The following is a 14217-nucleotide window of genomic DNA, read 5'->3' on the forward strand; positions in this document are numbered from 1 at the left end:
AGGCGCGGGCCGGCCGAGGCGCGGGACGCGGGGCGGGGCGGCGTGGGGCGCAGGCACGGCGGCGGGATGCGGGGGCGGGGCGGCGCAGCGCGTGAGGCGAGCTCGGCGCAGCGCGGGGCGGGGCGGGTGCAGGGCGCGGAGTGCGCGCAATGCGGGGTGGCCAGGGTGTGGGACGGGCCGGCGAGGCGCGGGCGTGGCCGGTGCGAAGCGGCGCACCGCGGGGGCGGTTGCGGCCTAGCGCGAGGGCGCCGCGGAGGCGGGGGCAGGGCGAGGCGTGGGGCACGGGGGCACGGGGAGCGGGGCGGGTGCAGCGCGAGACGCCGGTGCGGGGCGGGAAGCGGCGCAACGCGGGACCCGGGTGCGGTGCAGATGCGGCGTAGTGCGGGTGCGGTGCGGGAGACAGGTAAGGCGGCGCGGGGCGGGTGCGGTGCGCGGGGCGACTCGGAGCGGCGCGGGTGCGGGGCGGGAAGCGGCGCGGGGAGCGGCGCGAGGGGTAGCGCCAAGCAAGGTGGGCCGTGCCGTGCGCACGGCACGACGTTCGGCGCGGAGCGGCACGGCATGCGACGGGAGGCCCGGGGCGCGTGGCGTGCGCACGGCATACGGCGCGTGGCGTGGGCACGGCATGCGACGCGTGGTGCGCGGTGCGCGGCGTCTCGGGGCGCAAGCCGCCCGAGTGCGCCGGCGAATCCGCGCCGGGAGTTGCGCATCGGGCGCAGGTCGAGCCCGCCTCCGGCTGTTCCGGGAACGGGCTCGACGCGGATTCGGGCCCCCGTTCGGGGACCCGCGTTCGGGCTACTCGACCGTCACCGACTTGGCGAGGTTTCGGGGGCGGTCGATGTCCTCGCCGAGGGCGCGGGCCGCGTGGTAGGCGAGGAGTTGGGTGGGGATGGTGAGGAGGATCGGGTCGAGCTCGGGTTCGTTGCGCGGGACGTCGATGCGGTCGGCTTCGAGGTTGCCCAGGTCCACGCCCTTGTGGGTGATCACGGTCAGCCGACCGCCCCGCGCGCGGATCTCGTGTGCCGCCGCCAGGTTGCGGCCGACCAGGTCGTCGTCCGGGATGATCGCCACCGTCGGCAGGTCCGCGTCGATCAGTGCGAGCGGGCCGTGCTTGAGTTCGCTGCTGGGGTAGGCCTCGGCGTGCCGGTAGGTGATCTCCTTGAACTTCTGCGCCGCCTCCCGCGCGACCGGATAACCCCGTACCCGGCCGATGAAGAACAGGCTGCGCGCGTCCGCGAGCCGGCGGCCCGCGTCGGCGACGGTCTGTTCGTCGGCCAGGATCTCGGCGATCTGACCGGGCAGCGCCTGGAGGCCGGCCAGGATCCGGGCCCCGTCCGCGTGCGACAGGTCGTGCACCCGCCCGAGCGCCAGCGCCAGCAGCGCGAAGCCCACCGACATGTGGGTCAGCGCCTTGGTCGAGGCCACCGAGACCTCCGGCCCCGCGTGCAGGTAGATGCCGCCGTCGCACTGCCGGGCGATGGACGAGCCGACCACGTTGACCAGGCCGACCACCCGGCCGCCCTTGCGCTGGATCTCACGCACCGCGAAGAGCGTGTCGGCGGTCTCGCCGGACTGGCTGACCGCGACGTACAGCGTGTCCGGCTCGATCACCGGATTGCGATAGCGAAACTCCGAGGCCGGTTCGGCGTCGGCCGGCACCCGGGCCAGGTCCTCGATCAGCGCGGCACCCAACTGGCCGACGTAGTAGGCGGATCCACATCCGAGCACCTTCACCCGACGAAACCGGCGCAGCTCGCGCAGCTCCATCCGGAGACCGTCCAGCCGGGCCGAACCGAACCGGTCGTCCAGACGCCCGCCCAGCATGCGCTGCACCGAGGACGGCTGTTCGTGGATCTCCTTGTGGATGAAGTGCTCGTGGCCCGCGAGTTCGAGCTCCTCGACGGTGAGATCGACGGTGGTGGGCGTCTTGGCGACGTCCTGGTGCTCCCGGGTGAAGGTACGAAAGCCGGTCGCGGTGACCGTGGCCAGCTCGCCGTCCTCCAGGTGCACGACCGAACTGGTGTGCCGTACCAGCGCCGCGACATCGCTCGCGACGAACATCTCCCGCTCGCCGACCCCGATCACCAGTGGCGAGCCGTTGCGGGCCACCACGATCCGGTCCGGATCGGCCGCGTCCACGACGGCGATCGCGTACGTACCGGTCACCTGTGCGAGCGTGGCCACCACCGCGGCTTCGAGCGTGTCCTCCGCCGAGCGGGCGATCAGGTGCGCCAGCACCTCGGTGTCGGTGTCCGAGGCAAGCTCGACGCCGTCGGCCGTGAGCCTGGCCCGCAGCGCGGCCGCGTTGTCGATGATGCCGTTGTGCACGACCTGGATCCGGCCGCCCGCCGACGGGTGCGGATGGGCGTTGGCCTCCGAGGGCGCGCCGTGGGTCGCCCAGCGGGTATGCCCGATACCGACCCGCCCCGAGGTCTTGGCCGGCACGGCCGCAGCCAGCGCATGCACGCGGCCCACCCGCCGGAACACCTTGGCCGCACCGCGCCCGCCCAGCACCGCGATACCGGCCGAGTCGTAGCCCCGGTACTCCAGTCGGCTCAGCCCTTCCAGCAGGATGGGGGCGGCTTGCTGCGCGCCGATGTAGCCCACGATTCCGCACATGTTGCTGCGCTCCTTGCTCCTGGCAGGTCGGTATGTTTCCCGGTCGATCGTGATGTTTCGGGCAGATTGGTATGTTCGGGCGCCCCAACTACCCCCGGCCGCCCGGCGCGCATGGCTTCGACCGGCACGGCCGGCCACCTCGCCCGGACGACGCTCCCGGCCACGCCGAAGGCACCCGGCCGCGCCGGGCCGATCGACTCAGCCGTAGATGACGCGGCGCAGTTGACGCTCGGTCAACTCCGGCGGTGCGACGAGGCGTTCGTCCAGTTCGGCGGCGATCAGGCGGTAGATCTGTGCATTGCGCTTGCCGTAGACCCGGTGATGACGATGCCGCCGCCGGACGTACTCCTCGACCGGCTCGCGGTACCAGGCCAGCACGTCCTCGACGATCCGCTCCGCCTCGGCTGGCGCCAGTCCGGTCGTCGCCGCGATCCGCTCCACCAGTTCGCCATCGGCCACACCCCGATCCTGGCCCCACCCGGCACCGACGGCAAGAATCTGCCCGAATTCGGGCAGATCCGAGGCAACCATGCACTCGAAGGAACCATCAACAGACTCGACCGAATGGTTGGGCAGGACAGAAGCCCCACCCTCCCTCACCGAGACAACGCGACCACCACCACGCTCGCGCTCCGAGCGCCGCCGCCGCACGCCGGCCACTTTCCGCCTTGCCGTCCACCCGGCGTGCGGGCAGGTTGATCGGAGCCGTCACGCCGGGCCGGCTTCTCGGTTCGCGATCGGGCACGGGGAGTCGTCGAGGGTGAGATGAGCCAGGATGCCCCGGCCTCCGGCGAAGGACACACCCGGGATGGCAAAGTCGTGGGATTCCTCGTGGAAGCCCAGGGATTCGTGCAGGCGGAGCGAGGCGGTGTTGCGGGCGTTGGTGAAGTACCAGGCCGAATCCGCGCGTTCGGCGATCCAGGCGAGGCGGGTTCGGGTCAGGCGCAGACCCAGGCCGGTGCGTCGGGCGGTGGGGGCGACCACGATTCCGGCCAGGTAGTAGCCGGTGGGGGCCGTCGGCGACGGGTCCAGGTGCACCGCGCGGGCGTAGCCGACCACCGGGTCGGCGCGATCCGAGGGCTCGGTGGCGACCAGGAAACAGCCGTCCGGGCGGTCGAACCACGCACGGACGCGCGCTCGCAGGGCGGGTTCGGCGGCCACGGGAGCACCCTCGTGCAGCGCGAGCAGCGCCGCGCACGCGTCGAGATCGGCGGCCCACACGTTCCGGATGACGAAGGTTCGCGGCGATCTCACCCGACCCGCGCCCGGGACACCACGTATCCCGCCTCCCGGTCGAAGCCCAGGATCGTGGCTCCCGCGTCGAGCAGCCCGCCCAGTGCCTCGCGCAGGGCCTCCCGCCAGGATCTGGCCGCGTCGGGGTCGGTCCGGCGCAGGGCCTCGATGTCCGCCGGGACCGCGACCAGTACGACCTCGGCGTCCGTGTCGGCGAGCACCGGCCGGCCGTCGCGCACGGCCAGCGCCGATTCGGCGTCCGCAGGCGGCACGATCGGCATGCACTCGCCCCGCACGGCCGCCGCCACCCTCGGGTCGTTCAACTCCCAGACCACCAGGACCCGGTCGCTCGCGTCGCCGCTGTTGACGGTGTCCACCATCTCGCCGTAGAAGTTCGGCAGGTACTCCACGGGTCGCGCGCCCAGCTTGGCCAGGTTGAAGTGCGCGTTGCGGCGCACGAGCGGGTCGTACGTCCAGGTGATCCGGCGCAGCCCGCGGGCGAGGGCCCACTCCCGCTGGTGCGTCTTGAGCGCGAAGCCCACGCCGCTTCCGGCCAGCGCGCCGGTGACGTGCGAGTGCAGCGTCTCGCCGATCGGCGCGCCGAAGAACGCGACCGCCGCGCCGACCAGCCGGCCGTCCCGATAGGCCCCGGCGACGTAGTTCCCGGCGTGCGCGAAGGCCCGCAGCAGTTCGACGCTCACCGGCGGGCCCTGGCCCGGCACGGGTGGCCAGATCCCGCCGTACAGATGCTCGACATCACGGAACTCGCCGAGCGCACGCAGTTCCCGTACCTCCGCGTCCTGCCCGGGGGCCCGGGTCCGCGCCTGCGCGACCGCCTGCTCCCGCACCTTCGGATCGTCCATCCCGTCCGCACCGCCCTTCGCTCGGCCCGCACCCACGATGCCTGCGATGCGCGCCGGACGCACCGGATCCTCGCCACTCCGAGAGCACCCACACCGGGTCTTCGGCCTCCCCGCGCGCACTCGTTCCGGGTCCTCGGTTACCCCGAGAGCACCCGGGTCGAACGACACGCACCGAAACCCAACTCGTCGGTAACCTGCTTCACGCGCAAACTAAGTCACCCCCATCACCCACATGGGCAAGAACTTTGCGTCTTTCACCCGAGATCCCGCAAGGTACTTGCGTCCGGACGGCGCCGTTGGTGTGCTTACCGCACCCCACCCCCACCCCACCCGGTTTCGACGGAGGCTTTCGTGCGCACAGATCAGGCTTCGCCTTCGCTTCCGGCCCCCGAATCGCCGTCCACCACGGCGCCCGTTGCGGCCTCGGTGTCCCTGGACGACAAGTACACCGCCGAGCAGGGCCGGGTACTGATCTCGGGTGTGCAGGCGCTGATCCGGCTGACCCTGGAGCAGCGCCGGCTGGACACCGCGCGCGGCCTGGACACGCGGGTCTTCGTCAGCGGGTACCAGGGTTCGCCGCTGGGTGGTGTGGACCTGGAGATGGGCCGCGCCAAGCGTTTCCTGGACCCGGCCGGCGTGGTGTTCCAGGCGGGCCTGAACGAGGAGCTGGCCGCGACCGCCGTCGCCGGAACCCAGCTGGTGGACCAGACCCCGGGCGCCCGTCACGCCGGGGTGACCGGGTTCTGGTACGGCAAGAACCCGGGCCTGGACCGGGCCGCGGACGCCATCCGGCACGCGACGATGGCCGGCACCGCCCCGCTCGGCGGCGCGGTCGCGTGGATCGGCGACGACCCGGGCAGCAAGTCCTCGACGGTGCCCAGCTCGTGCGAGCCGATGATGGAAAGCCTGTCGATGCCGCTGCTCGCGCCGGGAACGATCGGCGAGATCGTCGAGTTCGGCCTGCACGCGGTCGCCATGTCCCGCGCCTGCGGCCTGTGGACCGGCCTGAAGATCGTCGCCGACATCGCCGACGCGTCGACCACGGTGGACGTGTCCGAGTGGGGCAGGGACATCCCGGTCCCGGCGACGACCAAGCGCGGCACGCTGCCCACGATGGTCGGTCCGGCAGCGCTCGACGCCGAGCACGACCTGATCACCCGTCGACTCGACCTGGCCCGCGCGTATGCCCGTGAGCACCGCCTGAACCGGATCGTGCGCGACGCCCCGAACGCCCGTCTGGGCATCCTCGCCGCGGGCGTGTCGTTCTCGGTGGTCCGCCGCGCACTCGCCGACCTCGGCCTGGACGCGGACGACGCGCTCGGCGTGCGGCTGATCCGCATCGGCATGCCGTTCCCGCTGGACGACGCCGAACTGGCCGAGCTCACCGCCGGTCTGGACGAGGTCCTGGTAGTCGAGGACAAGGTGCCATTCCTGGAGGCCCGCCTCAAGGAGGCGCTGTACCGCCGTCCCGACGCGCCGCGCATCGTCGGTCGCCGGGACGACACCGGCCGCCCGCTGCTCACCGCGCGCGGCACGCTCGGCGCGGACGACGTAGCCCGCGCCGTCGCCGCCCGGATCGGCGCGGACAACCTGCCGGCTTCCGCGACCGCGTACCTGGCCACGCTCGCGCCCAAGCGCCCGTCGCGGATCGCACTGCCGATGCTGGCCTCGCGGACCCCGTACTTCTGTTCCGGCTGTCCGCACAACGCGTCCACCCGCACCGCGGACGACACCCTGGTCGGCGTCGGCATCGGCTGCCACGTGATGATCGCGCTGGACGGCAAGGGCCGAGGGCACCAGCTCGGGCTGACCCAGATGGGCGGCGAGGGCGCGCAGTGGATCGGCCTGATGCCGTTCACCGACGACAAGCACTTCGTGCAGAACCTCGGCGACGGCACCTTCCACCACTCGGGCTCGCTGGCGATCCGGGCCGCCGTCGCGGCCGGCGCCAAGATGACCTACAAGCTGCTGTACAACGACGCGGTCGCGATGACGGGTGGTCAGAAGGCCGAAGGCCGCCTGGACGTACCGGCGTTGACCCGCTGGCTCGCGGTCGAGGGGGTGCGCCGGGTGGTGGTCACCACCGACGACCCGCGCAGCTACCGCGGAGTTCGGCTCGACCCGATCGCCAGTGTCCGGCACCGCGACGAACTCTCGGCGGCCGAGGTCGAGTTGGCCGCGCTCGACGGGGTCACCGTGTTGATCCACGACGACCGCTGCGCGGCCGAGGAGCGCCGACTGCGCAAGCGTGGGCAGTTGCCGACGCCGGCCGAGAAGGTGGTGATCAACGAGCGGGTGTGCGAGGGCTGCGGAGACTGCGGCGACAAGTCCACGTGCCTGTCGGTGCAGCCCGTGGACACCGAGTTCGGCCGCAAGACGCACATCCACCAGGGCTCGTGCAACTCGGACTTCAGCTGCCTCAAGGGTGACTGCCCGTCCTTCCTGCTGGTCGAGCCGGGTACCCGCAAGGCCCGGCAGATACCGGACCTGCCGTTCGAACCGGCCCTGCCGCAGCCCCGGTTCGCCGACACCGACCTGCTGGTGCGGATGCCCGGCATCGGCGGCACCGGCGTGGTGACGGTGTCCTCGATCCTGCAGATGGCCGCACACCTGGACGGGCTGCACGCGGCCGGCCTGGAGCAGACCGGTCTGGCCCAGAAGGGCGGTCCGGTGGTGTCCGACCTGCGCATCTCGAACCGGCCGATCGACGGCGCGCTGCGCGCCTCGCGGGCCGGCGCGGACGTGCTGATCGGCTTCGACCTGCTCGGCACCGCGGCGGCGAGCAACCTGGCCACCGCCGACCCCAAGCGCACGATCGCCGTGGTCAACACCGCGATCGTGCCCACCGCCGCGATGGTCACCAACCAGATCGCACTGCCCGGTTCGCCGACCGAGACGCTGGAGCGGATCGACGCGGCCACCCGGCAGGCCGACAACCTGTACCTGGACGCCCTGGGCCTGTCCGAGGCGCTGTTCGCCGACCACATGCCGGCCAACATGATCCTGATCGGCGCCGCGTTCCAGCACGGCTGCCTGCCGCTGAGCGCGGACGCGATCGAGCAGGCGATCAACCTCAACGGCGCGGCCGTGGCCAAGAACCTGGCGGCGTTCCGCTGGGGTCGGGCGATGGCCGTGGACCCGGCCGCGGTGCTCGCCGCCGCCGTCGCCGCGCCGCCGCGCGCGGTGGTCGAGGTCGACGCGGCCTCGGTCGCCCTGGCCGACGGCTCGGGCGGCGACGCGGAGCTGCGCGAGGTGCTGGGCACACGGATCGCCGACCTGACCGGCTACCAGGACGCGACCTACGCCCGCCGGTACGCCGACGACGTGCGCACGATCCGGGCCCTGGCCGTCGAGCGGGCGGGCGCGGCCGCAGGTGAGCGGGTCGCGGTGGCGTACGCGAAGGCGCTGCACCACCTGATGGCGTACAAGGACGAGTACGAGGTGGCCCGCCTGCACCTGGACCCGGTGGAACAGGCCCGGCGGGACGCCGAGTTCGGTCCGGACGCGGCGGTCTCGGTGCTGCTGCACCCGCCGGTGCTGCGCTACCTGGGGATGAACCGCAAGATCCGGCTGCGCCGCACGGCCGGTCCGGCCTTCCGGGCGCTGCGGGCTGCGCGCGGGCTGCGCGGGACCCGCTGGGACCTGTTCGGCTACGCCGAGGTGCGTCGGGTGGAGCGCGAACTGGTGCCGCAGTACCGCGATCTGGTCCGCACGGCGCTGCGCGAGCTGTCCGCGGCCAACGTCGACGCGGTGGTCGAGCTGGTGGCGCTGCCGGAGACGATCCGCGGCTACGAGGAGATCAAGCTCGCCCGGGTCGCCGAATACCGCACGGCGGTACGGACCGCGCTGGCCGCGCTGACCGCACCTGCGGCCGTCGCGGGCACCTCGGGCGGCTCGGACCCTTCGGACGCTTCGGGCACCTCGGGCACCTCGGGCACCGAGCTCGTCACCGCGGGCTGACCCGCCCGTTCGCCGACGCCGGCCCGGTCGACCCGGGCCGGCCAGCCTCTCTCCCGCACACCTCCTCCCCTCCCCCGCCTTCCCCGACCTCCGGAGCAGCCGTGACCGTCGACCGCCTCCTGCCCACTCGGGAAGCCGAGGACCTGCTCGATCTCACCCGTACCGTCGCCGACCGCGAACTCGCGCCCGTGGCCGCCCGGCACGAGCGCGAGGAGTCCTACCCGGAAGGGTTGTTCGGCGTCCTGGGCGAGGTGGGCCTGCTGGGCCTGCCGTACCCGGAGGAGGACGGCGGCGGCGGTCAGCCGTACGAGGTCTACCTCCAGGTGCTGGAGGAGCTGGCCGCGCGCTGGGCTGCGGTCGCGGTCGCCACCAGCGTGCACACGCTGGCCTGCTTCCCGGTGGCCACCTACGGTTCGCCCGCCCAGCGCGAGCGGTGGTTGCCGCAGATGCTGGAGGGTCGGCTGGTCGGCGGCTACAGCCTGTCCGAACCGCACGCGGGCTCGGACGCGGCGGCGATCATCTGCAAGGCGCGTCCGGTCGCCGACGGCTACCGGATCAACGGCACCAAGGCCTGGATCACGCACGGCGGCAAGGCGGACTTCTACGCCCTGTTCGCCCGGACCGGCGAGGGCAATCGGGGCATCTCCTGCTTCCTGGCACCGGGTGCGGCAGAGGGCCTGGAGTTCGGTCGGCCCGAGGAGAAGATGGGCCTCAACGCGGTGCCCACGACCAGCGCGTTCTGGGACGGCGCGGTCCTGGAGCAGGACCGCCTGATCGGCGCCGAGGGGCAGGGTCTGGCCATCGCGTTGAGCGCGCTGGACTCGGGCCGGCTGGGCATCGCGGCGTGTGCGACCGGCCTGGCCCAGGCCGCATTGGACGCGGCGGTGGACTACGCCAACGAACGCACCACGTTCGGCCGCCGGATCGTCGACCACCAGGGCCTGGGCTTCCTGCTGGCCGACATGGCCGCCGCCGTCGACTCCGCGCGTGCCACCTACCTGGACGCGGCCCGCCGCCGCGACCTGGGCCGGCCGTACGGCCGGCAGGCCAGCGTGGCCAAGCTGATCGCCACCGACGCGGCGATGAAGGTCACCACGGACGCGGTCCAGGTCTTCGGCGGTTGCGGCTACACCCGCGAGTTCCCGGTCGAGCGCTACATGCGCGAAGCCAAGATCATGCAGATCTTCGAGGGCACCAACCAGATCCAACGCATGGTCATCGCCCGGGGTTTCACCCAACCGGAGAAATAGCCGGCGAGGGGCGTGCATCCCGCTCGGAGATTCCCGTATCTTCGCCGTCCGCACAGTCATCGAAGATCATCTGGGGCACGAGTGGGGCACACCTCATCCGACAGCCTCCGGTGTCTCCGTGGGCGTGACCGGGCCGGCGGAATTCAGGATCGATGTGGCCGACCGCTCCCACCGAAACTCCCGCGTCTCCGAGACCCGGCACTCCAATCCGGGCATATGCGAGTTGACCCGCTCGGCCCTGGAGCCGGCGACCCATCCGGGCCTCGACCACGACCCTGGGGTGGCCGTCCCGGCCGGCGATCGGATGGTGGCTACCAGGCGACGGCGCGCAGGACGGTGACGGTCAGCACGGACGCCGACACCTCGTACTGCACGATCACGGTCGAGATGGAGGCGTGGCGCCTGTCTTTGTCGCCGCGGACCGGGGCGGAGCCGTGGCCGTAGGGGTCGTTGCCGATGGTGCGCTCGATGACTTCTTCACGCCGGCTCGACTGGCGGGGCTGAGACCGGCCAGTCCGTGTTCGGCCTCGTCGGTGTAGGCGACGTAGTAGCGGCTCATTCGGACGGCTCCGGCGGTACGAACGGGCTGCCGTCGGCGTTGTGGAGGCCGGAGAAGTCGCCGGCGCGGAGTCGGGCAACCTGGGCGTCGTCGTCCTCATGGGCTTCGGGCGGCAGGGCGAATTCCATGAGTGCGACCTGCGGGATCTGGCGCAAGGGCGTGCTCCCGATGACCCGGTCGAACTCCGCGCGCCGTTCCTCGGGCAGGTTGGCGCGGATCTCGTCGAGGGTGTCGGGCAACGTGATGGTCTTGCCGCGGACGCTGGTGGTAGGCATGCCGTCCAGGGTGGCATCCCGCTGCCGATGACCGGTAGCCGGCGCGCGCGGGTGGAGTGCGCGACCGGGTGTGCGCCGTACGTTGCGGGCGCACGGCCGGCCCCGGGCGCGGTGGCGATCGGGGCGGCCGCGGCGGCTTGGGGGTGGCCGGCGCCTGTCGGGCGGGCTGCGGGGTCAGCCGACTCGGATTCCGGTGAGGGCTTGGAGTTCGGGAAGGTAGCCCTGGCTTTGGCCGCTGCTTGTGGGGTGGTAGGACTCCTCGATGGGCAGTGTGACGCCGTGGATCCAGGCGTTGGAGGCGCAGACGCCGTGTCCGGCGAAGCGGGTGCGGACGTCGGCGAAATCGGCGTTCGCGGCGCCGGCGCGTTGCCGGGTGACCTCGGCCAGCGTGTCGGCGGCCTGGTCCAGGATGGTGCGCTTGAACTTGCTCAGGCCCAGGAAGCACGAGCCGAGTTCGAACAGGCGCGGGTAACCGAGCACGATCAGGCGGGCGTTGGGCGCGCGGTTGCGGATCTGTGCGTAGGTGGCGTCGAGGTCGGCGGGGAGTTTGTCGGTGGCGTAGGTCTTGGCCTTGGCGACGGCGACGGAGCAGTCGTTGTCGGAGGCGAGCACGCAGGTCATGATGGTGTCGACGAAACCGGCGTCGTTGCCGCCGATGCTGATGGTCACCAGTGAGGTCGCGGAGTTCAGCACGGAGAGTTGGCCGGCGCGCACGTCGGCGGTCTTGGCTCCGGAGCAGGCCGCGAAGGCGAAGGTGCCCGGGTGGGTCCGATTCCACAGGGCCGGATAGGCGTTGGCGCTGCGCTTGCAGGCGCCGCTGTCGGGGAGGTAGTTGCCGGCGCCGACACCGGCGCTGTACGAGTCGCCCAGCGCCGCGTAGTTCGAGGCGGTCGCGGCGTGGGCGGTCGGCGCGACGATTGCGGTGCCGGCGACGACGGTGACGGCGACGGCCGTCGCGGACAGGGTGCGAGGCAGCGAGAGCACGGATGGTCTCCTCGGCGGACGTGGGGACGTCGTCGGAGGCGTCGTCGGGCGTTGCGCTGTCGTACCTGAATCCGTTGACCCGAATCCGTTGACCCGAGTCCGTTGAACCGAATCCGTTGACCCGAGTCCGTTGAACCGAATCCGTTGACCCGTCGAACCGCCCGAGTCGGAACGCCCGTTCGACGTCCGGCCCTTCCGCAGTCGTCGCCCTTGGCACTCGATGTGGAGACTCATCGTCCCGCGCCCGAATCACCCTGCATAGGCGGATTTCGGCCGCGAGAGTCGATGGGAGCCGAACGCACGGGGGCGGCTCGAACAAGCGGCCCTGGAGCTCTACGGCGAGCGCGGGTTCGAACAGACCACCGTGGCGGACATCGCCCAGCGGGCGGGGCTCACCGAGCGAACGTTCTTCCGGCACTACGCCGACAAGCGCGAAGTGTTGTTCGGCGCGGACCTCGCACCGTGCGCCGTCCAGCACCGACCACGACCACCGATCGGAAGTTCTCCCCATGCGTGTCTTCGTCACCGGCGCAACCGGCTTCATCGGCTCCGCCGTCGTTCCCGAGCTGATCGCCGCAGGCCATCGGGTGGTCGGGCTCGCCCGTTCGGACGCCTCGGCCCACGCCCTCGCCGCCGCCGGAGCCGAGGTGCATCGCGGCGCCCTCGACGACCCGGAGAGCCTGCGCGCCGGCGCGGCCGGTGCCGACGGGGTAATCCACCTCGCGTTCGTCCACGACTTCACCCGGCACGCGGAGGCGGCGGCGACCGATCGCCGCGCGATCGAGACGCTCGGCGCCGCGCTCGAAGGCTCCGATCGGCCCGACTCGTCGCGGCGCCCGTGGCCACCGAACGCGACATGCCGGACGCCGCCACGACGCCGCGAGCCGCCGGGAGCCTGGCGGCGCTCGCGTTCGCCGACCGGGGCGTGCGCTCGTCCGTCCTGCGGTTGCCTCCGACGGTGCACGGCGAGGGTGATCGCGGCTTCGTGTCGATGCTGATCGGCATCGCTCGGGACTAGGGCGTGTCCGCCCATGTCGGCGACGGGTCCAACCGCCGGCCCGCGGTACACCGCTCCGACGCGGCGCGCCTGTTCCGCCTGGCATTGGAACAGGCCCCGGCGGGCTCGATCCTGCACGGCGTGGCCGAGGAGGGTGTCCCGGGCCGTACCATCGCCGAGCTGATCGGCCGACACCTCGCCGTCCCGACGGCAGCCGTCACGCCCGAGGAGGCAGGCGAGCACTTCGGCTGGCTGAGCGTCTTCTTCGCGGCCGACGCCCCCACGTCGAGTGCGCTCACCCGCGACCTGCTGAACCGGCAACCGACCGGCCCCGGCCTCGTCGACGACCTGGACGGGGGCCACTACTTCCACGGTCCGTCGAACCCGTGAGGCGACCCGGCCGGCGCGCGCCGCTCAGCGCCGCGTCAGGTCCGGGCGCAGGCGTTGCCAGGTGGCGTTGCGCAGTCGGCCGGTGGCGGTCCAGCCGGAGACGGTGACCTCGGCGACCAGGCGCGGTTCGACCCATTGGGCGCCGGGGGCGTCGACGAAGTCCGCGAAGGGTGTGTCGGGGCGGGCGAGCGCACCCAGGTATTCGCCGAGTTCACCGAGTTCGGCGGCGGACAGGCCGTGCTCCACGATGCCCGCGAAGCGCAGGCCGTCCGGTGCGTCGACGCCCACGAGCAGGCTGCCCGGGAGACCGCGCAACTCGCCTCGGCCCTCGATCCAACCGCCGATGACCACGCTGTGCGTCTCGATGTGCTTGGCCTTGATCCAGTCGGGTGAACGCCGTCCGGGCTGGTAGTCCGAGGCCAGGCGCTTGGCGACGATGCCCTCGTACCCGTTCCGCAGGCTCGTCGCCCAGGCGTGTTGCACGTCGCCCTCGGTCCACTCGGGCGTCGACCACCGGGGGCCGGTCAGGTCGAGGCCGGCCAGCGACATCCGGCGCTCTCGGTAGGGGGTCGACAGCAGCGACCGGCCGTCCAGGTACATCACGTCGAAGAGCATCAGGTGCACCGGCACGTCCATGGTCAGCCGGGCCACCTTGCGCGGATTGACCACGCCCATCCGCCGGCGGAGCTGTTCGACGTCGGGCCGCCCGCGGTCGTCCAGGACCACGATCTCACCGTCGAGGACCGCTTGCCGCTGCCCGTGCTGCTCACCGATCCCGGCCAGCTCGGGGTAGGTGCGGGTGACGTCCGCACCGTCGCCGGACACCAGCCGCAGGGTTCCGTCACCCGCGCAGTACACCACCGTACGGGCGCCGTCCCACTGGATCTCGAATCCCCAGTCGAGGTCGTATCCCTCGCCCGGCAACGGCGCCGAGGTGGCAAGCATCGGCTCGATCTCGGGCAACACGGCATGAACTTGATCCTGACCGGCCATGCCTCGATCATCGGCGGGGCGCACCGGGGCCGCCGGCGGAGCCCGGAGCGCACTTCGCACACCTGTTCGATCCGAGGCCCACCGACCCACTTCTCCC

Annotated in this window: 9 protein-coding genes and 2 pseudogenes; 4 read left to right on the forward strand and 7 right to left on the reverse strand. The window is 72.3% G+C overall.

Features of this window, described 5'->3' with window-relative positions; all coding sequences use genetic code 11:
• Positions 1 to 792: 792 nt before the first annotated feature.
• From glmS to ACZOOI_RS04105, 4 genes are all read right to left on the reverse strand, one after another.
• Positions 793 to 2616 (reverse strand): glutamine--fructose-6-phosphate transaminase (isomerizing), encoded by a 1824-nt coding sequence (glmS, locus tag ACZOOI_RS04090; protein ID WP_465279442.1) that lies wholly within the window; start codon positions 2614 to 2616, stop codon positions 793 to 795.
• Positions 2617 to 2814: 198 nt separating this feature from the next.
• Positions 2815 to 3276, reverse strand: coding sequence for a hypothetical protein (locus ACZOOI_RS04095; protein WP_465279443.1), 462 nt, complete (start codon positions 3274 to 3276; stop codon positions 2815 to 2817).
• A gap of 48 nt (positions 3277 to 3324) precedes the next feature.
• Entirely contained in the window at positions 3325 to 3870 is a 546-nt protein-coding gene (locus ACZOOI_RS04100; RefSeq protein ID WP_465279444.1) for a GNAT family N-acetyltransferase, read from the reverse strand.
• Positions 3867 to 4712 (reverse strand): GNAT family N-acetyltransferase, encoded by an 846-nt coding sequence (locus tag ACZOOI_RS04105; protein WP_465279445.1) that lies wholly within the window; start codon positions 4710 to 4712, stop codon positions 3867 to 3869. Before ACZOOI_RS04105 ends, ACZOOI_RS04100 begins: the two co-directional genes overlap by 4 nt.
• 351 nt (positions 4713 to 5063) lie before the next feature.
• Here ACZOOI_RS04105 and ACZOOI_RS04110 point away from each other — a divergent pair, with 351 nt between their 5' ends.
• Positions 5064 to 8672, forward strand: coding sequence for an indolepyruvate ferredoxin oxidoreductase family protein (locus ACZOOI_RS04110; RefSeq protein ID WP_465279446.1), 3609 nt, complete (start codon positions 5064 to 5066; stop codon positions 8670 to 8672).
• A gap of 101 nt (positions 8673 to 8773) precedes the next feature.
• Entirely contained in the window at positions 8774 to 9922 is a 1149-nt protein-coding gene (locus ACZOOI_RS04115; RefSeq protein WP_465279447.1) for an acyl-CoA dehydrogenase family protein, read from the forward strand.
• Positions 9923 to 10477: 555 nt separating this feature from the next.
• On the opposite strand, the gene ACZOOI_RS04120 is transcribed toward ACZOOI_RS04115, so the two are convergent.
• Positions 10478 to 10756 carry a hypothetical protein gene (locus ACZOOI_RS04120; RefSeq protein ID WP_465279448.1) on the reverse strand — a complete coding sequence of 93 codons (279 nt, stop codon included), beginning with the start codon at positions 10754 to 10756 and terminating at the stop codon, positions 10478 to 10480.
• 174 nt (positions 10757 to 10930) lie between these two features.
• Complete coding sequence (locus tag ACZOOI_RS04125; protein ID WP_465279449.1) at positions 10931 to 11740, reverse strand: SGNH/GDSL hydrolase family protein; 810 nt, start codon at positions 11738 to 11740, stop codon at positions 10931 to 10933.
• A 325-nt stretch (positions 11741 to 12065) separates the two neighbouring features.
• Here ACZOOI_RS04125 and ACZOOI_RS04130 point away from each other — a divergent pair.
• A pseudogene (locus ACZOOI_RS04130) lies at positions 12066 to 12188 on the forward strand (TetR family transcriptional regulator); the annotation flags it as partial.
• Between the two features lie 61 nt (positions 12189 to 12249).
• A pseudogene (locus ACZOOI_RS04135) lies at positions 12250 to 13127 on the forward strand (SDR family oxidoreductase).
• A gap of 24 nt (positions 13128 to 13151) precedes the next feature.
• Here ACZOOI_RS04135 and ligD read toward each other — a convergent pair.
• Positions 13152 to 14120 (reverse strand): non-homologous end-joining DNA ligase, encoded by a 969-nt coding sequence (gene ligD / locus ACZOOI_RS04140; protein WP_465279450.1) that lies wholly within the window; start codon positions 14118 to 14120, stop codon positions 13152 to 13154.
• Positions 14121 to 14217 lie beyond the last annotated feature (97 nt).

It is taken from the genome of Embleya sp. L77, assembly GCF_055557415.1.

Excerpts from the sequence above, each read along its gene's own strand:
- ACZOOI_RS04120 (WP_465279448.1), bottom strand. The coding sequence starts at position 10,756 with ATGCCTACCACCAGCGTCCGCGGCAAGACCATCACGTTGCCCGACACC.
- ACZOOI_RS04105 (WP_465279445.1), bottom strand. The coding sequence starts at position 4,712 with ATGGACGATCCGAAGGTGCGGGAGCAGGCGGTCGCGCAGGCGCGGACC.
- ligD (WP_465279450.1), bottom strand. The coding sequence starts at position 14,120 with ATGGCCGGTCAGGATCAAGTTCATGCCGTGTTGCCCGAGATCGAGCCG.
- glmS (WP_465279442.1), bottom strand. The coding sequence starts at position 2,616 with ATGTGCGGAATCGTGGGCTACATCGGCGCGCAGCAAGCCGCCCCCATC.